Annotated in this window: 15 protein-coding genes; 7 read left to right on the top strand and 8 right to left on the bottom strand. The window is 68.2% G+C overall.

All coding sequences use genetic code 11. The annotated features are described in order from the left end of the window. Nucleotides 1–3 precede the first annotated feature (3 nt). The 3 genes from ABZ321_RS04410 to ABZ321_RS04400 form a co-directional block, all read right to left on the bottom strand. A complete protein-coding gene (locus ABZ321_RS04410; protein ID WP_354889323.1) occupies nucleotides 4–5,172 on the bottom strand; it encodes a RecQ family ATP-dependent DNA helicase in 5,169 nt (1,722 codons plus the stop codon). A gap of 307 nt (nucleotides 5,173–5,479) precedes the next feature. Further along, nucleotides 5,480–8,725 (bottom strand): AAA family ATPase, encoded by a 3,246-nt coding sequence (locus ABZ321_RS04405; protein WP_354889321.1) that lies wholly within the window; start codon nucleotides 8,723–8,725, stop codon nucleotides 5,480–5,482. Nucleotides 8,726–8,848: 123 nt separating this feature from the next. Continuing rightward, nucleotides 8,849–11,944, bottom strand: coding sequence for a DUF3427 domain-containing protein (locus tag ABZ321_RS04400; RefSeq protein WP_354889319.1), 3,096 nt, complete (start codon nucleotides 11,942–11,944; stop codon nucleotides 8,849–8,851). A 339-nt stretch (nucleotides 11,945–12,283) separates the two neighbouring features. Here ABZ321_RS04400 and ABZ321_RS04395 point away from each other — a divergent pair, with 339 nt between their 5' ends. From ABZ321_RS04395 to ABZ321_RS04385, 3 genes are all read left to right on the top strand, one after another. Further along, nucleotides 12,284–14,335: a hypothetical protein gene (locus ABZ321_RS04395; protein ID WP_354889317.1), complete on the top strand. Its 2,052-nt coding sequence runs from the start codon at nucleotides 12,284–12,286 to the stop codon at nucleotides 14,333–14,335. Between the two features lie 152 nt (nucleotides 14,336–14,487). Then, nucleotides 14,488–14,775 (top strand): hypothetical protein, encoded by a 288-nt coding sequence (locus tag ABZ321_RS04390; RefSeq protein WP_344514940.1) that lies wholly within the window; start codon nucleotides 14,488–14,490, stop codon nucleotides 14,773–14,775. Further along, the gene (locus ABZ321_RS04385; protein ID WP_354889315.1) at nucleotides 14,745–15,104 is read left to right on the top strand and encodes a hypothetical protein; all 360 of its coding nucleotides are present in this window, start codon (nucleotides 14,745–14,747) and stop codon (nucleotides 15,102–15,104) included. Before ABZ321_RS04390 ends, ABZ321_RS04385 begins: the two co-directional genes overlap by 31 nt. An 877-nt stretch (nucleotides 15,105–15,981) precedes the next feature. Here the strand turns inward: ABZ321_RS04385 and ABZ321_RS04380 are convergent. Next, nucleotides 15,982–16,437: a replication-relaxation family protein gene (locus ABZ321_RS04380; protein WP_354889313.1), complete on the bottom strand. Its 456-nt coding sequence runs from the start codon at nucleotides 16,435–16,437 to the stop codon at nucleotides 15,982–15,984. Beyond that, nucleotides 16,407–16,754 (bottom strand): replication-relaxation family protein, encoded by a 348-nt coding sequence (locus ABZ321_RS04375; protein ID WP_354889311.1) that lies wholly within the window; start codon nucleotides 16,752–16,754, stop codon nucleotides 16,407–16,409. The genes ABZ321_RS04380 and ABZ321_RS04375 overlap by 31 nt, the downstream gene beginning before the upstream one ends. Nucleotides 16,755–16,883: 129 nt before the next feature. Here ABZ321_RS04375 and ABZ321_RS04370 point away from each other — a divergent pair, with 129 nt between their 5' ends. Continuing rightward, nucleotides 16,884–17,819 (top strand): HNH endonuclease, encoded by a 936-nt coding sequence (locus ABZ321_RS04370; RefSeq protein ID WP_354889309.1) that lies wholly within the window; start codon nucleotides 16,884–16,886, stop codon nucleotides 17,817–17,819. 6 nt (nucleotides 17,820–17,825) lie between these two features. Here the strand turns inward: ABZ321_RS04370 and ABZ321_RS04365 are convergent, their stop codons facing one another. Continuing rightward, a complete protein-coding gene (locus ABZ321_RS04365) occupies nucleotides 17,826–18,239 on the bottom strand; it encodes a hypothetical protein (protein ID WP_354889307.1) in 414 nt (137 codons plus the stop codon). Further along, a complete protein-coding gene (locus ABZ321_RS04360) occupies nucleotides 18,236–19,153 on the bottom strand; it encodes an AAA family ATPase (protein WP_354889306.1) in 918 nt (305 codons plus the stop codon). Before ABZ321_RS04360 ends, ABZ321_RS04365 begins: the two co-directional genes overlap by 4 nt. Before the next feature lie 209 nt (nucleotides 19,154–19,362). Here ABZ321_RS04360 and ABZ321_RS04355 point away from each other — a divergent pair, with 209 nt between their 5' ends. Next, nucleotides 19,363–22,707: a helicase-related protein gene (locus ABZ321_RS04355; RefSeq protein ID WP_354889304.1), complete on the top strand. Its 3,345-nt coding sequence runs from the start codon at nucleotides 19,363–19,365 to the stop codon at nucleotides 22,705–22,707. Nucleotides 22,708–22,715: 8 nt separating this feature from the next. On the opposite strand, the gene ABZ321_RS04350 is transcribed toward ABZ321_RS04355, so the two are convergent. Then, the gene (locus tag ABZ321_RS04350) at nucleotides 22,716–24,281 is read right to left on the bottom strand and encodes a restriction endonuclease (RefSeq protein WP_354889302.1); all 1,566 of its coding nucleotides are present in this window, start codon (nucleotides 24,279–24,281) and stop codon (nucleotides 22,716–22,718) included. Between the two features lie 151 nt (nucleotides 24,282–24,432). Here ABZ321_RS04350 and ABZ321_RS04345 point away from each other — a divergent pair, with 151 nt between their 5' ends. Beyond that, a complete protein-coding gene (locus ABZ321_RS04345; RefSeq protein ID WP_354889300.1) occupies nucleotides 24,433–24,945 on the top strand; it encodes a SigE family RNA polymerase sigma factor in 513 nt (170 codons plus the stop codon). Next, nucleotides 24,942–26,297, top strand: a complete 1,356-nt coding sequence (locus ABZ321_RS04340) for a hypothetical protein (RefSeq protein ID WP_354889298.1) — start codon at nucleotides 24,942–24,944, stop codon at nucleotides 26,295–26,297. Before ABZ321_RS04345 ends, ABZ321_RS04340 begins: the two co-directional genes overlap by 4 nt. Nucleotides 26,298–26,303: the final 6 nt, after the last annotated feature.

The raw sequence follows: 26,303 nt of genomic DNA, 5'->3' as shown, positions 1-26,303 counted from the left end.
CGCTCAACCAACTCCGCCTCCGAGTCGCTTCCGTCCCTCAACGGTGATGCTCAATGTGGTGTAGGTCCGCTCGTCGCGCTGCGCCTTCTCCCGGTCGATCAGGCCGCCCTCGAGCAGCGCCGACACCGCGGTGTCCCAGCGACGCTCGGCAGCGCGCAGGTAGCGCAGCGCGCCGAATTGCGGGCAGCGCTGCAGTCCGGCGCCGAGAGGGCGGCCGGCAATCGTCTCTGCGCCGAGGACCGCGGCCTTGAGTCCGCTCTCGCCGTAGCGGCCGACCGGCAGCGCGCTGGCCCACGCCACCGCCTGCAGCACGGTCAGCTCGGCGTTCACCAGATGCTCCGGGTCGGGCACCGCCGAAGCCGGAAGGTCCCGCCCTGCCGACACCCCGCCGCAGTTGTCGCACACCTCATGCCCGGGACCGCAGCGGTAAGAGGGGAACCCGAAGTATTCGACCATCGTCGATCGGCGACAAGTACCGCTCTCCACATAGGACAGCAATGCCTGCAGTTGCGCGCGCTGCCACTGGCTCCACCGGTCAACCTCACGCGACAGCATCCGCGCGTCCACCCGCTCGGACAGCAGCCGCACACGGCGGTAGCGGCGCGACGAGGCGAAGGTGACCAAGCGGTCCAGCGACCAGTCGACCAGGTCTCGTTCCAAGTCGTCGGGATCGATGCCGTGGGCGTCGCGCAGGGCGTCGAAGTCGATGCGGCTGGCGACCTGCGGACGCAGCTTCAACAGCACCGAGAGTTCGCGAAAGCGGCGGCGGGCTGCCATGTCCTCCGGTTCACGTAACCCGACGTGGACGGTCCCACGTGCCGAGCAGTCCGGCCGCTGCTCCAACGCGCCGGTGCGCTCCAGCCAGGCGAGCAGCACGTTGAGTTCATCGGGTTCGACGCCGACAGCGTCGGCGAGCTCCTCCTGGTCGAAGACGACATCGCCGCAGCGATGCTGCTGCCGGGGCAGCAGGCCGAGCAGCATCGTGACCTGGGCAAGCCGTCGCGCTTCGCCGGTGTCGGCGAGGTGTGACCTCCGCCGTGCGATGTCGCCGACGCTGTACAGCAGCACACACTCACCCGTCAGCTGCGGTGAACGCGCCGCACGCCCGGACTCCTGCACGTACGCGTCGAGCGAGTCCGGCAGGTCGTAGTGCACCACCCAGCCGATGTCCGGCTTGTTCACCCCCATGCCGAACGCCTTCGTCGCCACGATCACCTGCGTCGTGCCGGCCAGGAAGTCGTCCTGGACGGCCTCACGCTGCTCGGGCACCATCCCCGCGTGGTAATGCCGGGCGCGGACGCCGGCACGGCGCAGCAACGCGGCGACCTCTTCGGTGACCGCGCGCCGCGACGCGTACACGACGCCGGGGACACCATCCATGGCGGTGACAACGCGCAGCAGCTCACGAGCCCGATCCCGCTCACCGGTCACCTTGACCACACGGAAGCGCAGGTTAGGGCGGTCCGCGGGCCGGCTGACGGTCACTGGTCGATCCAGCTCGAGGGTCTGGCCGATGTCCTGCGCGACCAGCGGCGTGGCGGTCGCGGTCAGCGCCATCCTCGGCGCTCGGCCGAGGTGGGCGACGGCCGTCGAAACCCGCCGAAACTCTGGCCGGAAGTCGTGTCCCCAGTCGCTGACGCAATGCGCCTCGTCCACCACCAGCGCTGCAAGATCCTGGCGCTCCAAAGCGATCCGTAACACCGGGTCACGGACGAGACGCTCCGGCGAGACGTACAACAGCCGCACCTTGCCGGCGGCGAGATCGCGGACGATCTCCGTCCGGACCGTCGACGGCGTCGACTGGGTGATGCCCTGGACGCCCCGCAACCCGCGGCGACCACGCAGGTCATCCAGCTGATCCTTGATCAGTGCCACCAATGGGCTGACCACGACGGTCGCCCGGTCCTGCGGGCGCAGCAGCGCTGGAAGCTGGAAGCACAGCGACTTGCCCATGCCGGTCGGCAGAATGCCCACCGTGTCAGCACCGCCGAGCTGCGCTGTCATCAACCGCAACTGCTCGTCGTGCAGCTCTTCGATGCCGAACAGGCGGCGGGCGGCCTCCCGCAGTTTCGCCTCAGGGTCCTCGCCCTCGTGTAGCCGCAACTCCGCGAGCGCGGCATCCACATCGTTGCCGGCAAGGGCGAGCGCTTCAGCCAGATCAGGCTCTTCGCCCGTGACGAACCGCACTGCGAAACGCCACGCATCGTCGCGGTCCTGCGCGTGGTACACCTGTGGGCCGGGGAGCGTCTCCAGCAGCATCCGGTTGGCGGTGCCAGGGGACTGCATCCGCCGGTCGGCGATCAAAGCCACGCCACGATCGGCCTCACCCCGGATCAGACGACCGAAACCCTGGGCGAGCAGGATCGCCGTCTTCGGGACCACGTACTCCAGGAATGGGTCACCGCCGCGATCGGCGATGGCGCGGACCCGGGCCGCCACGACCGGATCGTCCGGATGCGGATAGGGCGGCTTCTCGATGACCAGGTAGCTCAGCGTTTCCCCGGGTGCGTCGAAGCCCTGCCAGTACGAGCGCACGCCGTACACGACCGTGCCGAGATCCCGGCGGAACCGTTCGGCGATCTCCGCCGATCCTGCCTCTCCCTGCACCATCAGGCTCACACCGCGCTGCTCCAACGCGTCGCGCCGATCACGGACCAGGTCAGCGACCGCCTCCATCCGGCGCCGGGCCGCGAACAACGTGAGCGCTCTGCCGCCGGTGAGGGACAGCAGGCCGACCTGGTCGCGGGCGAACTCCTCGATGAACTCCTGCTCCTGAGTCGGCACCGGCGCCGGAAGATGATTGGTGAGCACCACCGCCGACTGCCGTTCGTGATCGAACGGGCTGCTGAGCTGCCGCCCCTCGAAGACGGCCGGATCGAGTGCGCCGGGCTCAACGGTGATCCCCAGCCGGGTGCCGAGATATTCGAAGGTGCCCCCGGCGGTCAACGTCGCGCTCGTGAGCGTGACGCTGCGCGCCGCCCGGACGATGCCTCCCGCGAACGCCGACCCGACCTCGATCGGGATACACGAAAATGTCCAGTCCGTGAGGTCGTCGACACCGGACAGCAGGTAAACCCACAAGTGTTCATCGGGCAGGCTGCGCAGACGAGCCAGGATCTCGCCGGCTTCCCGGACGGCACGAGCGGTGGCGCCCGTCCGGATGGTTGTGACGCGCGCCAGCATCCGCTGCCGGGCGCCGTTGGGAGCGAGAGCCCGGACGGCGCTTTCGACCGCGTCCACCTCATGCTTGACGCCGTACAGGCAGTCGCCGAACTTACGGACCGCCTCGGCGAGCTGCCGGTACTCGGGACGGCTGCGCACCACGCCCAGCCGGAGCACCGTGGAGCGCCCGGTCCCGCCGTACTCGTGCAGGTATCCGGTCACCGCCGCAGTCAGCTCGTCTGTCTCACGTCGCAGCTGGCTGGCCAGGGCCCGAAGGTTCCGCCCTCCGGGAAGCTGCACACCGGCACGGGCCAGGCGGCGCACGTGCCGATCCAGGCCCGTCCGGCCGTCCAGCCTGGCGGCAAGGCCATGCAGCTGTGGCGATCCGACCGCCTCGGTCCAGGCGGCGGTGAGGGAGTCCTCGAGATCATGTGCCTCGTCGAACACGAGGTCAGCGCCAGCTGGTGACAACAGGTCACCCGGACGGTGACCCTGCTGCGCGAGCTTCGCCCACGTCGCGATCAGCGCATGGTTGACCGCCACGACACCCGGTCGCTCGCGCACGCCGGCGAGCCGGGTCATCAGCGGGCACTGCGCCGCCCAGGCGCAGTCGAACCGTTCGCAGGAAGGGGCGTCGGTGCGCAGCGCCTCCCGAGTGGCCCGATAGTCGGCCCGTGTGCTCGCCACGTCGGCATCGGCGACGTCGTCCCAGATGCCTGCCTCCGAGGTCGCCAGCGCCCGGACCGCGACCGCCAACGCCAGCCAATGGTCGGCGCCGGCGGCTGCCTCCGATGCCTCCAGGTTGACCGCGACCTCACGCGTGCACAGGTAGTTGGCGACTCCGAACAACTGCCGGAACGGCGCGGCGAACATGCCCTGCTGCTGCATCCTGGCCACGTCCCGACGCAACTGCTGCTGCAGCACCTTCGTCGCGGTGGCGACCACGACGGGACGCGCTGCCCGTGCTGCCCGGCCGGCGGCCGGTGCCAGGTAGGCCAGGGACTTTCCCGTGCCCGTCGGCGCCTCGATGGCGAGCAGACCTTGATCGTCCAGGACCTCGGCGATCGCCCTCGCCATCTCCTCCTGCGACCGGCGGGCGGTGAATCCCAGCTTGTCGAGGTGAGCAAGGACCTGGCGTACTGCGTCACGTGCTCCAGACGGTGCCGAGCTCACAGCCGGCGGGGTCAACAGCGGGTCGGTGGCGCAGGACAGTCCGTCAGTCGCGCCCTGCGGAAGTGGTACGTCCGGAAGAACCCGGGCGAGATCCAACCCACCCGCTACCAGGCAGGCACGCGCCAGTCGCCAGGATGCGTCGGCCGGATCGACCTTCGCCAGCAGCGCCCGCAGGCATTCCGCGGCGGCCTGTGCCTGATCGAGAAGACCATCCCCATAGGTCACGCCGAGGGTGGCGCACAGGTCGCTCAGGCGACTGGCCGGCCGGGCGGGTTCGTGCAGGAGCGCCAGCAGCCGGAGATCGATGAGTGCGCTCGGCAGGGCAGCGGTGAGGGCCGCGTATGGGCTGGTCGGAAGATCTGACAGCCCGAAGCCCACCGCGGCCGAGGCGCCCTCGGCCAGTTTCCGCAACGGGCCGGCCTGGTCGCCGTCGCCGGGCAGGCATGCGCTGCTGGTGTCGTCCAGCCGGATGACCGCAAAATCCCGGACCGTCTCGTGCTCGTTGCGCAGCGGCCCGGCAGCCAGTACCACCAGGTCGCTCACCGCGATAGGCGGCGCAGCTGCGACCGTCAACCACGCGGGCATCCCGTCGCCCTCGGCCTCGGTGGGGACATCGGGAGGTGTCGGAGGCTCAGGCGCGACGCGGAGGGTCGGGATGATGAGCCGACCCATGTCGTCGCGGCCGAACGCGTCCGGGAAACGTTCCGGCAGACCTGCGAGTCGTGGCGGCCCCAGAACGATTCCACTGTCCCGGAGCGCGGCCGCGAGGTCCTCCGGCGAGAGCGGTCCTCGCTGCGTCAGCAGGTCGCGCGCCAACCCGAGGTTCGGGGGCAACAAGCCGCGCAACCTTCGCCCCCTTGCATGAGCACGCCGTCGCTCTGGTGCATCGCCCTGCGCCCCGCCGACATGAGCAAATGGCGTGGGCCGACGCGGACAGCACGCTGGCTCAGGGGGATTGGTAAGGCACGGTGCCCCAGAGGCCCCTAACATAGGGACTACTGTGCCGGTCTCGGATCATCCGGATGGGTAGCGTTTGAAACCGTCTGTGACCGGGCGTTGAGGCATTTTTGGTTGATCATTGCCTGGTTGTGTACCGCCATTCACAGCCGACCGGACGATTGTTTCCGGCCGGCGGCGGCGCCGTTCAGGCGTCCTCCAAATCCTCCGGCAGCAGGGTGGTCAGCGCCTCCCTGTCCATGTTGGCGGTGCCGCGCAGCCGCATCGCTTGGCGTCCGGTCATCGACTCCAGTAATTGCCGGGCGGCGCGGGCGTTGCCGAAGGAGTCGTCGGGATTGCCAGTGTCAGGCGAGCTGGCTTCGAGTGCCGCCCGTACCGCCGCCAAGGTCTGCGGTGGGCACTGGTAGTGCTGCTCGGACGCCATCCGGTGGAAGATGGCGACCAGCTCGTCGACGGTGTACTGGGCGAATTCGATCCGCCGGCCGAACCTGCTGCGCAGTCCCGGGTTGGTGATCAGGAAGCGGTCCATCTCGGTCGGGTAGCCGGCCACCACCACGACGACCTCGTCCCGGTGGTCCTCCATCAGCTTCACGAGCGTGTCGACCGCTTCCCTGCCGAAGTCGTGACCGGGACCGTGGTGTGCGGAGAGCGTGTAGGCCTCGTCGATGAAGAGGACGCCGCCGCGGGCCTCCTCAAACCGTGAGGTCGTCTTGAGCGCGGTCTGGCCGACGAACCCGGCGACCAGGTCGGCCCGGCTGACCTCCACCATGCCGCCGTCGGCGAGGACGCCGAGCGCGGCGAGCAGCCGACCGTACAGGCGGGCGACCGAGGTCTTGCCGGTGCCCGGCGGGCCCACGAAGATCAGGTGCCGGCTCAGCGGCTGCGCAGGCAGTCCGAGCGCGGCACGGTGCTGGGCCATCTCGACCTGCGCGACCAGCGTCGCCACTTCCCGCTTGACCGCGCCGAGACCGACCATGGCGTCGAGTTCGGCGAGGAGCCGCTGCGTCTCCTCCTGGTCGGCGACCCCCACTCCAGCGGCGATGCCCGAGGCTGCTCGCGCCGCCGTCACGTCCTCGGGCAGCAACGTCGTCAACGCCGCCACGTCATAGGCGTCGTTGCGGGCTGAACGGCGAGCCAGGTTCTCCCGCATCGCCTGGAACAGCATCCGGCCCGCCCGGCCGTTGCCGAAGTTGGCGGTACGGCTGAGCTGGATCAGCGTCGCGGTCAACGCGGCGCGGGTCTCGCCGGGCACGACGTAGTCCTCGTCCACCGCGAACTTCTCGACGATCTCGACGAGTTCCTCGACCGTGTAGTGCGGGAAGTTGATCGTCGTGGTGAACCGGCTCCGCAGGCCGGGATTGACGTCCAGGAGCTTGCGCATCTCGTTCGGGTAGCCAGCCATGATGACGATGACCTCGTCCCGGCGGTCCTCCATCAGCTTGATGAGCGTGTCGATCGCCAGCCGGCCGAAGTCGTTGCTGTCCTCGTTGCCGGATGCGGGCGCGAGCGCGTAGGCCTCGTCGATGAAGAGGACCCCGCCCCGGGCGCGCTCGAACGCGGCGAGCGTGCGCTTCTCCGTCTCGCCGATGTGCGAGCCGACCAGCTTCGCCCGATCCGCTTCCTCGACGTGGTCGCGCGCGATGAGGCCGAGGGCGGAGGCGATCGCCGCGTAGCGCCGCGCCACCTCGGTCTTGCCGGTGCCCGGCGGTCCCGTGAAGATCAGGTGCCGCTCCAACGACACCGGTGTCAGCCCACGCTCGGCCCGGCGCCGCTGGTAGTCGGCGAAGTCGACCAGCTTGCGCACCTCCTCCTTGACCCGACCCAGGCCGATCATCGCGTCGAGCGCAGCGAGTGCCGTGTCGAGGTGGGGGCCCTGCTGCGCGGGTGCGGCCTGGTCCGAGTTCTGTGTCGCCGCTGTACTGCTGGCGCCGCTGCGCGTGGCCTGGCCGCCCGACGCCCGCTGTCCTTCATCGGTGACCGGGCTCTCGCCGGCGGGCGCTGACTCGCGCGCCCCCTCGGGCAGTGGGCCGACGTGACGTGCGAACGTGACCGGTTCGCCGCCCCTGAGCCAGACGTCGTCCTCGGCGTTGCCGGTGGCGGTGCAGTCAGTCACCTCCATCTCGCCGCACGCGTCGAACTGGATGCCGTCGCGGCGGTTACCGGTGGTGGCGCAACGGATCAGCTCGCCGCTCGTGCCAGCGCCGACGTAGATGCCCACGATGCTGTCAGTGACGCTGACACCGGTCAGCGTGGCGCGCGCATTGCTCAGGGCGATGCCCGTCTGCCCGCCGGAGCTGATCCGTACGTCGTTGGCGACCAGCCGGGCACCCTGCACGACGATGCCGGACCCCTCGGCCCGCTCGATGCTCACGCCGGACATGGTCGCGGCGCCCTGGGAAAGGACGACGCCGACGCCGACATCGCGCAAGGCCAGGGCGTCCAGCCACACCTCGGCAGTCGGCCCCTGGATGCCGACCGCCGGCACGCTCTTGTCCGCGACGTCGCGCACCGTCCAGTGGGAGTACCTTCCCTTGGCGTTGGTCACGCCCAACGCCTGGGAGGCGACCGACTCCATGGTCACGTGCTGCATCACAGGTGCCGCGTCGCCGCTCACCTGCACCCCCAGGCCGTTGATGCGCCGCAGCTGGACGTGCTCGAAACGGGGGGTCGCACCCGCTTCGACCGCGATCGCGCTGGCCCCATCGACCTGCTCGACGGTGCACTCCTCGAACGTGCCGGCGGCGCCGCGGACCACGATCGCCTGCGCGGCGAGTTCACGCAGCCGCGCCCGCCGCACGACCGGCCTGGCACCGTTCGCCACCATGATGGCCGGCATCTTGCTTCCGGTGACGGTCACATCGACGCACTCACCAGACGCGCCGTTATGCCAGTACAGACCGTTGCCGGCCGCACCAGTGACGGTGCAGGCGGACACCGCGACCGCCGCGTTGTCGGCCACGATCCCGCTCACCCCGACGGGGCCGATCGTGCACCGCTCGACGACGCCCTTCCCGTCGCGGACCTGAATACCGTCCGCCGCAATCGAACGCAGCGAGCACCCACGCACGGTGGCCGCACCACCCCGGACGAAGACAGCCGAAGCGACGCCCTCCAAGTGGCTGTCCTCGACGAGGATCTCGCCGGCGTCAACCAGTACCGTGGCGAAATCCCGGTCGTCACCAGCGATCGACAACCCGCTCAGGACCGACGAGCCACCACGGACGTGAACGGCAGCTCCCCGCGCCGACCGCCACCGCACAGAACCGGCACCGTCGCGCGCCTGGATCCGAACCGCCCGGGTCAGCACCACCGACTCCTGGTAGTCACCCGGTAGGACCAGCACCGTCGCACCTGGCGGCGCGGCCGCTATCGCCGCAGCGATCGACGGATACTCACCCGGCCAGCCCCGCGCGACCCGCAGCACCACACTCATTCTGTGCCCCTCCCGTGCGCCGCACTGTACCGGGACACGGCCACCTGTGCCCGCCACCGCAAGCTCAGGCACGGGCACTCAACCATCGATTGGAGACGGCGGTCTCCCCCGCAACGCCGACTACTAGCTAACTGCAGCAGCGAACGCGGCGAACAGGTCTCCTGAGAGAGGCGTTTCGAGCTTCCAGGTCACGGCCATTGGGCGATCACCCTCGTGCTGGACGTAGGTAGCAGGGCCGAGGAACCAGAATGCCCGGTCATCAGCCCGAGTCCGCGCGAACAACAGGATTGAGCGGCCCATCGCCACATGGTTGCAGTACCGCCTACCGGTTGGGCTGTCGCCAGATGTGGTGGACTGACTCTCCCAATGGATGAGGTCGGGGCTGATGGCGTAGTCGCGGTAGCGAGTGGTTGGGGAGAAGTCGCCACTGGTCTTGTCGAGGGTAAAGACGAACACGTCGGCACCGACGGCCTTTGCGTCGTAAACACCCTCGCGCCACTGGGGCGTCTTGGCCCCGGCACCCTCGCCGACTGCCGCCAGAATCTCAATGCGCGTGTACTGGCTGTGCACCTGTAGTGGGACGTCGGGCAGCGCCTGGTGCTGCAGATGGCTGGATGCATCGCCAAGGACATGGAGCAGATCGCGCAGCTCAACGATCACCTGAGGGTGCGACCAGAGCAGGTCGACCGCGGACTGGAGCGAGGTGTCCTTCGTGACCACCTGATCCGCGAGGTTCGCAACGAGCATGTGCACCAGGCGCCGCTCGACGCCGCTCATCGTGCCGACCTTGGGTGGGCTCATGTGTGCTAGCAGCGAACGGTACTCATCAACCCGCTGACGGTCATCCACGTGCAGCATTCGGCCGATGCCACGGCGGAGGGCTTGTTCATTTGACCCCGCAGGAGCAACGGACAGGCCAGCTGCCTCGCGCAGCGCCGACCAGCCGCGGTTGCCGGCGTAAATATCCGCAACCTCGAGCCCCGTCTCGGTGAGGTAGTTCGCTATGGTCACCGTTGGTTGATGTTGAGCCAGCGCCCGGAGTTCGGCGACTTTGGACGGCCAACGGGACGGGATGGCCTCGCGAACACTGCGCAGGACGATGTCGCGCGCTACCCGGTCAAGCTCCATGTGGCAGCCGGCCGGTAGGAACGGAAAGCCTTCTGCGACGGCTCGTTCAAGGTCGCTACGAGTGCCGCCGAGGAGCGCGCGATACCGCTGATCGAAACGGAACTCGCGACGGTGCATCCCGACGAAGTCCAGCACCGTACAAACGCTCTTGCCCCTCGCGATTCGCAAGCCTCGGCCCAGCTGCTGCAGAAACAGCGTGGCGCTTTCGGTGGGCCGCAGCATGAGCAGAGTATCGACGTCGGGCACATCAACGCCTTCGTTGAACAGCTCGACCGAGAAGATGACCTGAAGCGTGCCTTCCTCAAGTTCCCGGATCGCGGACTCACGCTCCGCGTCCGGCGTCTCACCCGAGACGGCAACGGCGGCCACGCCGAGCTTTTGGAACTGTTCGGCCATGAAGCGGGCGTGGGCGACGCTGACACAGAAGCCCAGGCATCGGATCGTCGAGACATCGGTTACGTGCTGGTCGAGTTGCTTGTAGACGAAGCGCGCCCATGCCATGTCGCTGGTGTAGATCTCCGTCAGCGCCGCATCGTCGTAACCGCGTCCTCGGCGCCACGGCACCTCCCGCAGGTCGATGCCGTCATGGATGCCGTAGTAGGCGAACGGCGCCAGGCGGTGCTGTTCGATGGCGTCCCACAGGCGCAGTTCCGCTGCGATGCGATCACCGAACCAGTGCAAGAGCGGTAGGCCATCGGCGCGTTCTGGCGTGGCGGTGAGTCCGAGCAGCTCCTGCGGCTTCAGATCTTCCATGATGGCGCGGTACGACGGCGCCGCGGCGTGGTGGAATTCATCGATGATGATGACGTCAAAGTGGTCCGGAGCGAGGTGCTGCAGCCCGTTGGCCGCCAGCGTCTGCACAGACGCAAAAACCTGGTTGAACTGGGTGGGTCGCGTACCTCCGACCCACTTCTCGCCGAACTCGTAGTCGCGCATCACGTGGCTAAACGTCGCCATGCTCTGGTCGAGGATTCGCTCTCGATGTGCAACAAACAGCAGCCGTGCCCGAGGCAGCTTCTGCCGGAGTCGCGCATAGTCAACTGCTGCCATCACTGTCTTGCCCGTGCCAGTGGCCGAGACCAGCAGATTGCGATGATGTCCCCGCGTGCGTGAGAGCTCGATGAGCTCAAGCATCCGCTCCTGGAACGGCTCAAGACGGACTTCCAGTGGACTCAGCACCGGAACAGTGCGTCCGTCGGACCGTCGGGATCGGTCGAGGGCCTGCTGAAAGTCTGCCTGGACGTAGGGAATGAAGTCGCCGCTTTGCCAGTAGCTCTCGAAGACGGCATCAATCTTCTTGATGACGTCTAGGTTGCGAGCTGCCGACACCCGGACGTTCCACTCCAGGCCGGCGACCTGGGCAGAGTGGGTGAGGTTGGATGATCCGACGTATGCCGTACTGAACGCTGACCGGCGGTGAAACAGCCACGCCTTGGCGTGGAGGCGGGTCGTGGTCACGTCGTAGGAGACCCGGACTTCGGCGCCGAGATCGGCCAGCAGGTCGAGCGCCTTGCCTTCGGTTGAGCCGGTGTATGTGGTCGTCAGTACCCGTAGCCGTCTTCCTCGCGCGCAATGCTGCCGGAGTGCGTCAATGATTGGCCGTAGACCGCTCGTGCGGATGAACGCCATCACCAGGTCGATGGCGTCCGCTGACTCAATTTCGGTGAGGATCTGGCTGCCGACTCTGGGTTCGCCGGGTGCGTTGGTGAGCAGCGTCGTGTCGAGCAGTGGAATGAGTGGTCGTCCGGCGCTACGGACGGAGCCGTCAGGTTGCCGCTCGCCGACGGCGGTTAACACCTCACCGGGCGCCAGTGGCGATTCGAGCGCCGGGCCAGTTCGGGGCAGCTGGGTGCCGAGCGCTTCAAGGAGACGCCGCGCCACGTCGACGCCGGTCGCAACTCGGTCGGCTTCAGGTACGGCATCGAGGGCCCGCTCTACCTGCTGAGCGATCAGCAATGCGATCCGATCGGCTGCATCGGCCGACCGCAGACCGTGCCGCTTGACGAGTCCCTGGTCGACGCTCAACAACCGCTCTTCGAGGGCCTTCGTTACGACGATCTCGTAGAGCCCCGCAGGCACGTCGTTAGCCACCGCATCAGTTTGCCCCAGGGCGGCGGTCGCCGATTACGGCAGCACCGCGATCCAAGCCGTCCGCAACCATGCGGTGTCCTGTTCGGTCCCCGCGGCGAGCGGCGCGAACTTGTCGAGGCGTTCGTCGAGCAGTCGGTGGATTCCGAGGTGTACCGGCGGCTGGCATCTGACGTGAGCGGTGAGGCGAGGTAACGAACCGGCTGGTGTCGGTTGACCACATGGTGTGATGGGTTCGCGGGTTTGACTGAAGGCTGGGCGGCATGTCCTACGGTTCTATGAGGCATGCGTCTTTCCCGCTCGCGTCGTGTCCTGGCAGGTGCCTTGGCGGGTGCCGTTGTCGTGGCGACGTTGTCGTTTTCCGAGACCGCTGCGCAGGCCGACCCGGGGGACCGGCCCATCGCATTCACGAGTAGCAGCACGGGATATCCGGCCGACAGGTGTAACACGGACCTCGGGCCGGCGCATCTCGTCATGGACAACATCAGTGCAGGTGCGGAAATGTCGGGCACGGCCACCATGGCTGGCCGGGGTTCCAACGACTTCTATTTTGAGCTGAAGTTCGTCGACAACTCGTACAGCGTCGTCGAGGACCTCGCGAACGTCGGGTATCAGCGTGTGCAGGGTGTGTACACGACGGTCGATTTCTCGTTCACGGCGCCTGTGGCCGGGAAGCTTGTCGGGTGCCGGTCGGCGGAGGTCGATGAGGCGGGGGTGTCCGGCCCGGCGGGGAAGGTCACCGGGACGGTCAAGGGTGACGGCGGGCCCGGCGCGACGCCGGCCATCACCGTGACGGGCACGTCGGTGGCGTTGAAGGCGGTCGACATCGCGCCGAACACGGGCCTCATCAGCTGGGACGTGTACGCGGAGGGCGCCGCCGAGCCGGTTGCCGAGCGGGACGGTGTCGAGGCGACCGTCGACGGGCTGGCGCCCGGCAGGTATGAGGTGAAGCTGAGCTTCTGCACGTTGTCGCCGCCGCTGCACTGCGGTTTCGCGACCGGGACGTTCACCATCACGGCGCCGGTGGATTTCGAGGTCATCGAGATTCCCGGAAGGGCGTTGTCGCGTCGGTTGGTGGTGTCGAGTCCGGCGGTCGACACCTCGTACACGTGGAGCGTCAACGGCACGCCGCTCGGTGAAAGCGGACCGAGTGTGGTGTGGAATGCGCCGCTGCCGGGGACCTATGAGATCGCGATGACCGCCACTAAGAACGGGACCGGGCGGACCGTGCGGCGGCAGGTCACGGTCGGCTATCGCATCGACGTGGTTGACACGCTTGCCAATGGGCTCATGAAGGGTCTGGTCGCGGATCCGAAAGCGCCGTGCGACGGGGACCGGACCGTGCTGACGGTGACGTCGGACATCGGGATCTGGGCGACGCTGCGCACCGCGTCGTCTGCGGCGTTGACGAATCCGCCTGTACCGGGTGCCACCGCGGAACTTGGATTGCTGCCGCCGAACGGGGTCGCGACGTGGACCGGCGGATGTTTCAACAAGGCCGGGCAGAGCTTCTGGGTCGACGCCGACATCGCCGACAGGCGGGCGCTCGCGGCGACGGCGCTGGCCGGGTTCCTGAGCTCCGTCTCGGGCGGCAGAATCGACGTGAACGCGATGGCGCGCGCCATGACGTCCTGGGAAAGCGTCTCCGAATGGCCGCTGCCGAACACCCGCGCCGCCATCGATGAGATGGTCCGGATCGCCCAAGGCAAAGGCAAAATCGCCGTCGCGGGTGGGTACCTGTATGCGGCGCTGACGCTGGAGCCCGAGGCGACCAGGCTGCGGGAGTTCCTGTTCGCCACGGTCGGGGCGGTGCCCGGAATCGGTGACCTCGCGCAGCTCGCGGAGGAGGCGACGAAGGCGTGGCTCGGGCTTGGCGCCGACCCGTACAAACTCGGCGACCGCGCGACCGAGGAGCAGCTGAAACGCCGAAAGGCAAACGTCGAGGAACGCCTGCCGGACCAGGAGCAGAACGTGCTCGACGCGACCACCAAGAAGGCCGAGAAGGACCTGCGGCTCAAGGAGATCGAAGACGACATCAAGGCCGTCGGAAAGGACCTGGACGCGCGGAAGGCGGAGCGTGCCGCGCTTGTCTGCCCGCCGAAGGTGCAGCAGTGCCTGCTCAAGCAGCGGCAGCTCGACAGCGAGATCCAGCGGTTGACGTCGAAGCTCAAGAACCTGGTGGAGAAGGCCCACCCGCCGGCGCTCGAACGGGCCACCAAGGCCGCCGCGAAACTGCTCGAAGAGGAGAAGGCCCTGGCCGCGATGACCAAGGCCATCAAGGTCCTCGGCACGGTCGTGCAGCTGCTCAACCAGCTCGCCATGAACGCGGAGCTGGCCATTCGCCTCATGCAGGGGCAGCGCAAGGGCACCATGGAGTTCCGTACGGGCATCTGAGACTTCTCAAGACTTGGTCAACCCGTCGGCCGAAACGCCCAACGCTTCGACGGTTGTCCCTACCTTCATCGGTATCGGGGGCTGTACCCGCGGCACGCCAGCGCTGCTGTGCCGCGGCGGCCTCCACCCCATCCGCACAACGGGGGGAACCGATGAAACGCATGCTTGTGATGGCGGCTGTACTGTTCGCACTGGCGGGCTGCTCGGAACAGCTCGGCGACCGCGGCGGCGACGAGGGCGCCGCACCCGACAAGATTTCCGACGTCGACTACATCGAGGTGTACCGCAACGCGGACAACTTCCCGAATGTGGCCCGCGTGTGCATTCGCGGGATCGCGTTCGCGGCCACCTCGAGCGGCGCCCGCGGCGAGGACTCCTACGCCGCACCGGACCTCGTCCGCGTCCCCGAATGGGACCCGACCTGCCCGGCCGCGAAATGAAGCGCCTGGCGCTGGCGGCAGCACTGGTACTGGCGCTGGCCGGCTGCTCGGAACAACTCGGCGACCGCGGCGGCAAAGAAGGCGCCCCACCCGACAAGATTTCCGACGTCGACTACATCGAGGTCTTCCGCAACGCCGACAACTTCCCGAACGTGGCGATGGTCTGCGTGCGGGGGATCGCGTTCGCGGCGACGGCCAGCCGGGAGGGAATGAGCGCGCCGTCGCTGCTACGGGTGCCGGAATGGGACGCGCGCTGCAAGACGGTGTCGCCGGGTACGGTGCCGTCCACGACGCCTTCTTCAGCGAGCCCGTCCCCGTTCCCATCCTGAGCGAAGAGGTGCCTCACTGGTACCCGTACCCGGGTTGACCAACTGGGTACGGGTACGGCGCGCGGGGTTGGGCAACCGGGTACGGGAACGGCGGACGAGTTGACCAACCACGTGCGGGAACGGCGGACGGGTTGGGCAACGGGTACGGGAACGGCCGGTGGGTTGACCAACCGGTTGGCAGTGGGAACGGGCCTGCCAGGTCGGTTGGACAACGGGGTTGGGCAACCCGTTGGTCAGCTGGGTACGGGTACGGCAACCGCCACCAGACGTTGCCCAACCGGTTGGCGGGTACGAGCGGGCTGGTACGAGTGTGTTGGTGCTGGTTGGACAACGAGTTTGCGCAACGCGTTGGGCAACTGCCGTCTGGAGCGGTACGGGCGGCCGGAACGGAACGAGTACGGAACGCCGTACGGTCCCGCCAGCCGCAAAACCGGCGGTCATGCGCTCTCGTACCGGGGATGCGCCCGGCGTTCCCGCGTGCTGTACCGGTTCCGCGTACCGCGCCGCCCTGATGCACCCGTTCCCGTTCCCGGGTCTTGCCCAGTACCGCGTCGTACCCGTCCGGCTTGTGTTCCCGTTCCAGGTCGTACCCGCCGTCCGGTACGCCAGCTGACGGTACGGGATCGAGCGGCATCGGGAACGGCGTCGCGACGGCGACGGAGGGATCGACCGTACCCGCTACGCGGCGGCTGTACGGCTGCCTGCGGCCGGGAATCTGTCGACGGTGCTGAAGAGGTTGGGTCCCGTTGGCGCCGGAATCCAGGGTCTTGGCCCACCTAGGGGTACGCCTACCCATCCGCCCGGGGCAACACCCGGGGCAGCGAAGATCCAACAGGCGGTTCGCCGGCCAAGGATCGGCCGGCGAACCGGGTGCCTGCTACTGCGCGAGCGGGCGCCGATCCAGGCGCAGGAGCGCGCTGTCGTCCGCAGGGTCGCCGAGCCGGCCGAGGTCGATCAGGCGGCGCGGCGGCTCCGGCGCACCCGCCGCGCCGGTCGGCAGCCAGACCGCATCGGCGACGCCCGTGCCGTCCATCAGGCGGTCCCGGGCGACCGTCGCGACCGGGGCCGCTCGCGGCTGCCGCCCGAGCGCCTTGTGCAGGTGCTCCTCGCGGGTGTGGTCCGGCAGCGAGAACAGCACCGGCCAGGCAGGTCCGCCCTCGGTGACCAGCTGCTCGTAACGCTGCACCTTCTTCACCAGCGTCGGCACGGACTCGGTGGCGCGGTCGAGCTCGAGGAAGAACGCCACCCGCAGGTCGCCTTCCTGATAGATGCCGTGGCCGTCGGCGCGGACCCGGTGCATGCTCACCGAGCCGAACCGCAGCGGGCCGCGCACTGCCGCTCCAACAGCCGCAGCCGGTACAACCGCAGCAGACGCTCCTGGGCGGCGTCCTGCCGGTTGAACAGCGCCGCGGTGATCTGCGCCGTGCTCAGGACCTGGTGGTCATACAGCCAGTCGAGCAGGCGATGGTCCCGGTCGGTGAGGAACGACTGTGCGTAGAGCACCGGATCGTGGTGGGGCTGTGTCATCCATGCCTCCAAGGCAACAGCGGTGCCGCGCGTGTGCGGCTCCTCCTGCCCGGTCATGGCCTCCAGTTGGGTGCCTTCGTGCGTCGCGAAGCCCCAACCGTGATCAACCGCCGCCAACAGCATGCCAACCGGTTGGTGGCGGTTGGTTCCCCGATCGGATCGGGACGCACCAACCAGACCAACCGGAGGCCATGCATACGTAGGAGGCGAGTCGTAACGCCACAGTGGCATCGATGGAGCACACTGTTCGCCGTGAGGGCTTACGTGGGCGTGACCGACGGCCAGTGGTACAGGTTCCTCGCCGAGCGCCCGCACCTGCAGGAGGTCAACTTCTGGCGGCCCGCCAGCGACAAGGCGTTCCGGGCGCTGCAGGTCGGCGAGCCGTTCTTCTTCAAGTCCCACGCCCCGCACAACCGGGTCGTCGGCGGCGGGTTCTACAGCGGCTTCGCCCGGCTGCCGATCTCAGAAGCGTGGGAGCTGTTCGGCGAAGGCAACGGCGCCGCCAGCCTCCAGCAGATGCGCGATGCCATCAGCCGGTACCGGCACCAGCCGATCTCGTCGCGCGACGACCCGATCATCGGCTGCCTCTTCGTCCGCGACACACGGTTCTTCGGGGCCGACGAGGACGCCGGGCCGCCGCCGGACTTCGCGTCGAACATCGTCCAGGGCAAGGGTTACGACCTGGCCGACGGCGCGTACGCCGGCTACTTCCGCGACGTGATCCACCGCCTCACCGGCCCGGCCGTCGAGCTGGACCTCAGCGAACCCTGGCACCGCGCCGGACCCGTCTACGGCGACCCGCGCCTTCAGCCGCAGCGACTCGGCCAGCAGGCGTTCAAGGGCGTCGTCCTCGACGCGTACCGCCACCGCTGCGCGATCACCGGCGCGAAGATCCGGCCCGTGCTGCAGGCGGCGCACATCCTGCCGCTGCCGAGTGGTGGCCAGCACCGGCTCGACAACGGCCTGCTGCTGCGGTCCGACGTACACATCATGTTCGACCGGGGGTACCTGAGCGTCGACCCGAAGCACCGGCTGCTGGTCAGCCCGAGGCTGCGCGAGGACTTCGGCAACGGCGAGGAGTTCTACTCCCGGCACGGCCAGTCGATCGCCGTGCCGGAGCGCGCCGCCGACCGGCCGCACCGCGACTTCCTGGAATGGCACGTGGACACCGTCTTCCAGGCCGGATGACGACTGCTACAGCTGGCGAACGGCGAGCGAGTTGAGCCGGGCGCCGATCGTCCGCTCCACCAGCATCGTGATCAGATCGCCCTTCGGGGTCTTGCTCACGCCACCGATACCGAGCTGCGCGGCAACGGCGCGGAGGTCGCCGACCAGCATGGGCTTGAGGTAGCGCTCACCCTCATCCCGGGTCTGCAGGTTCGCGAGGTCGTCTACCACTGCCGACATGTCCTTTGCCGGCTTCGCCGCGGCGGGCCGCCGAGCGGGAGCCTTCTTGGCAGGCGCAACCGGTGCGGCGGCGCCGAACGGGTGGTAGGTCAGCGTGGCCCGGCCTTCGGCGATGTCGACGAGCTGGTCCTCGGGCAGGGTCGCCAGGAACTCGGAGATCCGCTGCAGGACGGTCATGGAAAGCTTCGCGACGTCGCTCACGCGGCTGCCCCTTCGGCATGGAGGGTGTTGAGGAATTCGGAGGCCAGGGTGCGTAGCTCGATGTTGATCTGCGAGGTGACCCGCTCGCGGAGCACCGCCGGCACGCCGCGCGGCACGGAGCTGGCGAACAGGGTGTTGTTCTCGCGCATGTACGTGCTGAACACCGGCACGCCGAGGGCGCGCACCGAGTCGATGTAGTACTGCAGCGCCGAGATCGGGCGGCCGCCGTGGAACTGGATCATGGTGAACACGACGCCGGCCATGTTCGGGTCGATGCGGCTGTGTCGGGTCCTCGCGTGCTTCAGCGAGTGCTCGTTGTGCCGCTGCACCAGTTCATCGACATTGCCGTAGAGGTATTCGATGCCCAATGTGGACAGGTAGTCTGCCTTCGCCGGAATCAGGATGTGGTCGCTGGCGACGATGGCGGCCTGGGTCACCACGTTGAAGTTCGGCGGGCAGTCGATCAGCACCCAGTCGTATTCCGCGAACGACTGGTCGTGCAGTGCGCTCGCCAGGGCGCAGCGGACTCGATAGAGCGCCGGATCGAACTTCTGTTCGATTCCACCAATGCTGCGGGCGAGCTTGAAATCAGCATCGATGAGCTGCAGATGTGACGCGATCAGGCTGAGCCGTCCGCTGCCCTCGGGGAGTGCCGCGTTGACCGGGCGCGGCTGGACGGCCAGGTCAGCCAGGGCGACCTTGGGGATGCCGTCCTCGATGGAGTCGAACCATCGCTTGATCGTCAGTGCTTCGCGCAGCTCCGAACGCCATTCGTCGGGCTGGTAAAAGCAGAACGTCAGGCTGCTCTGCGGATCGAGGTCGATCAGTAGCACGTTTTGTCCGCGTCGGGCCAACTCGGCACCCAGGTTCGCGGTCAGCGTCGTCTTGCCGACCCCACCCTTGTAGTTGATCACCGAAACTACTTGCACCGAGGTAACGGTAGAGATGCGAGTGGAAGGTCACCACCGACCGTTAAGACGAGCTTTCATCGACGCGAGACCTATGACCGGTCGATGCGATTTCGGGTTAGCTCAGGACCATGCGGCTCGAAGACCTGGTGCCCGGATCCTCTGTTAGCGGTGTGGTGCCAGGTGGCCCGGTCGAGGTCATCGCCGTAGCGCCGATGGGTCCGGACTCCGTCCGGCTGGTGTACCGCACCGAGCAGGGCGCGCTTGGCGAGCAGATCCTGATGCGGGTCAACGAGCCGGCGCTGGAGATCGTCGAGGTCCACCGCACGACGTTCGACGCTGACACCACGGACTTCAAGCTGGCCGCCGAGGCGATGCGGATCCGTGCGGCCGCCCAGTCCGACCTCATGCTCGCCGTCACGACGAGCGACCTCGAGCCGCTGCCACACCAGATCGAGGCCGTCTACGGGCACCTGCTCGACAAGGTCCCGCTCCGCTTCCTGCTCGCGGACGACCCGGGCGCCGGCAAGACCATCATGGCCGGCCTGTACCTGAAGGAGCTGATGCTCCGCGGTGACCTGTCGCGCTGCCTGATCGTCGCGCCCGGCGGCCTGGTCAACCAGTGGCAGGACGAGTTGAGCGAGAAGTTCGGGCTCCGCTTCGCGATCCTGACCGCCGACCTGGTGGCCGCGACACCGCCGGGAGAGTCGATCTTCGACGAGCATCCGCGGCTGATCGCCCGGATGGATCATCTGTCGCGCAGTGACGCCCTGGTCGACCAGATCGGCCACTCGGCCTTCGATGTCGTCGTGGTCGATGAGGCGCATCGGATGTCGGCGCACTACTTCGGCAAGAAGCTGCAGAGCACCCGCAGGTACAAGCTCGGACAAGCGCTCGGCAAGGCGGCGCAGCACCTCCTGCTGATGACCGCGACCCCGCACGCCGGCAAGGAAGAGGACTTCCAGCTCTTCCTGGCGTTGCTCGACCCGGACCGGTTCGAGGGCAGGTACCGCAAGGACGAGCACAACCTCGGCGCCGACGGTCTCATGCTTCGGCGGGTCAAGGAGGAGCTGCTGACGTTTGCCGGCAAGCCGCTGTTCCCGCAGCGCAACGCGTACACCGTGCCGTACGAGCTGTCGGAGCTCGAGGTCGAGCTGTACGAGGCGGTGACGGAGTATGTCCGGCAGGAGTGGGACCGCGTCGACCAGCTGCGCAGTGCCGGTGAGACAGTCCGCGGAAACCGGGTCGGCTTCGCGCTCACCGTGCTGCAGCGCCGGTTGGCGTCCAGCCCCGAAGCGATCCTGCGTTCCCTGCAGCGTCGGCAGGCCCGCCTCGAACAGCGCCTTAATGAACTACTCACCAAGCCGGCGACGAGAGAGCGCCTGCCGGACATCGAACTGGCCGACATCCTCGACGACGACCTCGCCGACACGATGGAGGAGACCGAGGAGCAGCTCGTCGACGCGGCCACCGCGGCTCAATCCGCCGAAGAGCTGCGGTTCGAGATCTCGGTGCTGCAAGGACTGGTCGACCTGGCGGCGAAGGTCCGCGCGTCAGGCACCGACCGCAAGTGGACCGAGCTGAAGCTCCTGCTGGAGCGGCATGCGCCGCAGAAGCTCATCATCTTCAGCGAACACCGCGACACGCTGACCTACCTCGTCGACGGGATCAGCCAGGCGCTGCCCGGGAAGAACGCCGTCGTCTCCATCCACGGCGCCCTGTCCCGCGACGCTCGACGTGCCGTCCAGGAGCGCTTCACGTCCGATGCTGATTGTCTGGTACTGGTAGCGACCGACGCGGCAGGTGAGGGTCTCAACCTGCAACGCGCCCATCTCATGGTCAACTATGACCTGCCGTGGAACCCCAACCGGATCGAGCAGCGCTTCGGCCGCATCCACCGCATCGGTCAGCACGAGATGTGCCACCTGTGGAACCTCGTCGCCGTCAACACTCGCGAGGGCGCCGTCTTCGAGCGGCTGCTGTCCAAGATCGAAGAGCAGAACGCCGCGCTCGGCGGCAAGGTCTTCGACGTCCTGGGCGAGGCGTTCGAGGGCCAGCCGCTGCACGAGCTGCTGCTCGATGCGATCCGGCGCGGCGAGGACCCGCAGGTGAGGGCCCACCTCGACCGGGTCATCGACGAACGCGTCGGCGACACCGCCGTGAAGCTCGTCCAGGAACGCGCGCTGCACCACGACCTGCGCTCCGTGTCCGACGCCGACAGCGCCCGCCGAGACCTGGAAGAAGCGCGGCTGCTGCGCCTCCAGCCGCACTACATCGAAGGGTTCTTCCGCGACGCGTTCGACCGTACGGGCGGCCGCATCCGGGGACGCGAGCCAGGCCGCTGGGAGATTCCCAGCGTGCCGCAGTCAGTCCGGGAGCTGCGAACACCCGCGGCACCGATCAACCTGCGGTATGAGCGGATCTGCTTCGACCGCTCGCACCTCCGCGTCGACGGCGCCCCTCCCGCGCAGCTCCTCGCACCTGGCCACCCGCTGCTCGACGCGCTCGTGCAGCGGATGATCGACCTGTACGGGGAAGCCCTCGAACGCGGCACGATCATGGTCGACCGGCTTGACCCGACCGAGGAGCCGCGCCTGCTGATCGCCCTGCACGAGGAGATCATCGACGGGTTGGAGCGCACCGTCGCCAAACGGTTCCAGTACGTCGAGCTGTGGAACGACGGGCGGAGTCAGCCAAGCGTCGCGCCGTTCCTGGACTACGACGCGCCCAGCGACTACGACCGCGAGCTCACCGCAGACCTCCTGAACGCCTCCTGGCTCAACGGTGCCCGGCGCACCGCAGAGCACTGGGCCGCCAGCACGGACCTGCCCGCCTGGTACGCGCACGTCGGCGCGGCCCGGCGGGAACAGGTCAGCCGCACGCGAGGCCTCGTACAGGAGCGGCTGACGCAGGAAATCCAGCATTGGCGCGACGAGGTAGCCCGCCTCACCAACATCGTCATGCAGGGCGGTAAACCCGCCATGCAGCCGACAACGGCTGAGCAGCGCGCCCAGGACCTCCGTCTCCGGCTCGCTCGCCGTATGACCGAGCTGGACCAGGAGGCACACACGCAGGTGCGCCCACCCGCTATCGCGGCCGTGGCGCTTGTCGTGCCGCAGGGCCTGATCGACCGCCGCGCCGGACGCCGGGAGGAGCCGGTCGCCGAGTACATGGAGGATCTCGCCGCGATCGAGCGCCGCGCCATCCGAGCCGTCGTCGCGGCCGAGCAGCGCCTCGGCCGCGTGCCGCAGGTGATGGCGCACAACAACCCGGGCTATGACGTCCGGTCGGCGGGGGAGGACGAGCAGATCGTCCACATCGAGGTCAAGGGCCGGATGGCCGGCCACGACAGCTTCTTCGTCACCAACCGCGAGATCCGCGCCGGCCAGAACGCGGACAACTACCGGCTGGCGCTCGTCGAGGTCGACGAACACGACCCCGCAGCCGATCGCGTGCACTACGTTCGCGACCCGTTCACGGACGTCCGGGTCTCCGCCCTGGTCAACGGTGTGCAGTTCAAGTGGCCCCAGATGTGGTCCCGCGGCACCGACCCTCACTGACTCGCGACTCAGGCGTTCGTCATTTCACGATCGGGACGATCCTGGCCGGGATGCCGTGGTCCTTGCAGATCGCGAGCAGTCCGCTGCCGTCGATGAGCTGCAACGGGCTTGCCGTTGGCGAACTCATAGCTGCTCGGGCCGTACCCGCTCGTGGTGATCAGGATGCCGCTCTTGGCACCCTCGTGCTGCATCGTGCCGAAGAGGTCCCGTACTGCCGTCGGTGGCACGGTCTTGGTGTAGAGCTTGGCCTGGATGACGTACTTCCCGCCGCGGATCGGGGTGGGGTCGTAGGCGACGCAGTCCACACCGCCGTCACCGCTGGCGCTGAAGACCTTGGTGTCGAACCCCATCCGCGTGAACAGGTTGTGGATGAAGTGTTCGAACTCCTTGGCGGTGAGTTCGAGCAAGTTCGGACGCTTGTCGATCTGGCTGATGACGTCCACCGGATCGATGATCCGAGGATCGGCCATCTTGAACTCCATGACCGGCTGGACCGGCTGCAGCTCCTCGGGGTGTTGTGAGACATCGGCGGCGAAGTACTTACGTACACACGCGACGGGGTCGACGTTCGCGAGGACGAGTTCCGTGAACTGCTCACGGTTGGCCCGCAGCGTGATCAGGCACGGCCTGATCGTCTGGCCCGTCGCAGGATCGATTGCCTCGACGATGCCGTTGAACACGACCGTGTTCACCAGGGAGAGGCGTCCGGCGGTGAAGACGGTGTGCACCGCACGCAACGCGATCTGCGCGACCAGGTTCTGGTAGGTCCGTCGGATCTCCGCCGCAGTACGCGCGGTCCCGGAGATGTCGTCCCTCGTCTTCACCCATCTGAATGCCCTTTGATCGGGAACGATCTGGACGGGCGGCAGCCGCCACTCAAGGGCGAGCAGGGTGGACTCGGGGACGTAGCCAGCCAGGCGGTGGGGAGGAAACCCGGCAGGATCCTGGACCTGGTCGATCACCATCTGGAAATACCGGCTCACCGCGTGCCGGTCGCGGTCGCGGACGCCCGCGGCGAACTGATCCACCGAGGCGTTGTGCGCGTCGACCTCGGCCTGTGCGGCTGCCAGCCGTTGCGCATGCATCCGGCGTGCCTCGGTCACTCGACGCTGCCGGGCGGCCTCCGCCGCCTGGTAGTCGCCGGCTGCCGCGGCGAACCTGCGCTCTGCCTCACCTCGTTCCCGCGCGTGCCGGGCGTCGCCCCCGAGCAGGCGCCCCAGAGCGCCGGGTCTCGCCGGCTCGAAGTCCGCCCAGGTGGGTGCCGTCAGAGGCCGAGCGTCTTGCCCAAGGTCGATCGGCATTGCCGGCGGGTGCCTCCGCAGTGCGGCGAAGTCGATACCTGCCGGCGGGTGCGCGAGCGCTGTCGCCAGGACACCGTTCAGCGCCGCCATCCGCCGCTCGGCATCCGCCGTGAGCCGGGCGGCCTCGGCTGATCGGTGCTGCTCGTGCTGCTTGACCTGCTCCTTGCGTTGCTGCTCGGCATCTCGTGCCTGTTGCCGCTTGGCGGCTTCGGCGGCTTTGCGTTGTGCTGCTACAGCGCGCTGGAAGTCCGTTGATCGAGAACCCGACGCCATCTCCACCCTCCCCCGGCTGTATCGCAGAGTAGCCGAGCCGACACGAATTCGTATAGACGCAAGCCGTTGCGAAGCCGGTGGTGACCCGGTTCCAACCTGGCCTGTCGTTGGAGGCATGTACTCCAATGAGGCTGGTCCTGGGAGGAGCCGCGTGGAGGACGAAGAAGGATTCCGGGAGTTCGTGCGGGCGCGGCTGCCTCGGTTGTCCCGGGCCGCCTACCTGCTCGCCGGGGGGCACGCGCAGGCCGAGGACCTGATCCAGGCTGCCCTGATCAAGACGGCCACGCACTGGTCCAAGGTTTCCAGGGCCGGGGATCCCGAGGCGTACGTGCGGAAGATCCTCTATCACGAGCACGTCCGCTCCTGGCGGAGGCGGCGCTTCCTTGAGCACACGACGGCCAGCGTTCCTGAGAACGCGGCCGTCAGTGGCGATGAGACCGGCAGGGCGGAGCTGCGGGTCGTGCTGGAGCAGGCCCTGGCCAAGCTGACCAAGCGGCAGCGGGCCGTTGTGGTGCTGCGGTACTTCGAGGATCTGTCCGAAGTGGAGACGGCGCAGGTCATGGGGACGTCGGTGGGGACGGTGAAGAGCCAGACCAGTCATGCGCTGGGGCGGTTGCGGGTGCTGGCGCCGGAGTTGGAAGACGTGATGGAGGTGTGGTCGTGACGCGGCGGCTCGCGGAGGTGCTGGGGGACGTTGCCGAGCAGGCCAAGCTGTACGACCTCACCGACAACGCCATCAAGGTCGTGCGGCGGCGTCGGCGGGTGCGGAAGACCGCCGTGGCGATGGTGACGATGGTGGCGGTGCTCGTCGGGGTGGTCGCGTTCGTGCTGCCGTCCGGCGGGCCGGGAAGGCCGGAGGGTGGGCCCGGAAGGCTCGACGGGGAGCCGTCGAGCAAGGTGCTGCCGCTGCTCGAAGCGCCGACGCGCGGCTCCCTCAAAGATGACGCCGCGTTCCTCGACGCGTTGTTGGATCGGGTCGTCGACAATCCATCCGCCTTTGGATTGCCGGGCGATCGCGCGCGGTTGCGGGTGCTCTTCGCCGGGGATCTGCCCGGGAACCGGAGGGTGGCGCTCGTCGCCGGGGTCACCGCCGCGCCGCGGATGGTCCACCTCACCGCGCCGGGGAAGGCGGCGGCGAAGAAGCTGGAGCTCACCGGCTGGTCCGATGTGGAGGATCCGGTCGTCCGCGAAGAGTGGCGCAACGACAAGAACCAGGGCTACGCGCTGCTCTTCGGGCCCGCGGACTACGAAGTCTCGGTTTCGGAGGCGCCGCGGTACATGGACGACGGAACAATCCAACGGACGTGGGAGCCGGAGCCGGCGGGGTACATCGTCCGCGACACCAGCACGTTGCCGCGTGGGCTGCGGGTCCGCATGAGCAGGGGCGACGTCGTGTTCTACGAGGCGGCCGTCGCCTCGCCCGGCACCGCGCGGGCGGAGCGGATCGACCCGAGCCCGCTGTACGGCCGCGGCAAACCCGCTCCGAGGGCGGCCCAGGTGGCGGCGGACGCGCTCGCTTACAGCACCGGGCTGGTCGGACCGGGCATCCAGTACGTGGTGCTGTGGAGCAACGACTTCGCGGTGCCTGACGGCGTCGGCCAGATCGCCACCGTGATGGCGGTGACTGAGCAGGGCGGCGGGCCGTACATCACCATCGCGACCGACACGAGCCCAGAACCCAACGGTCGCAACCACCCGACCGGCGCCGGCGTCGCGGGCGACCCCGAGCACACCGTGATCGCCATGCGCATGCCCCACTTCGACGACACGGCGCCGGACACCCTCCAGATCGTGGCGCCGCCGCAGGCCGTCCGGGTCGACCTGCTGAAGGGTGAGGAGGTGTTGGCGACTGTACCGCTGAGCAACGGCCTCGGCCGCGTCGAACTGCCCGGCCCGCTCCAGCTGACCGTCCGCGCCCTCGACGCGCAGGGCAAGGTCGTCGCGCAGCGCGCCTTCGCGGACCTGACCGGCAACCAGCCCTCCGGCGGCTACGAGCCGGAGGTGCACGGCTGGTAGAACCTG

Origin of the sequence: Dactylosporangium sp. NPDC006015 (assembly GCF_040614215.1) — a bacterium.
GTDB lineage: Bacteria > Actinomycetota > Actinomycetes > Mycobacteriales > Micromonosporaceae > Dactylosporangium > Dactylosporangium maewongense.
The sequence above is the reverse complement of the archived record's forward strand: the minus strand, read 5'-3'. Positions and strand labels throughout refer to the sequence as shown.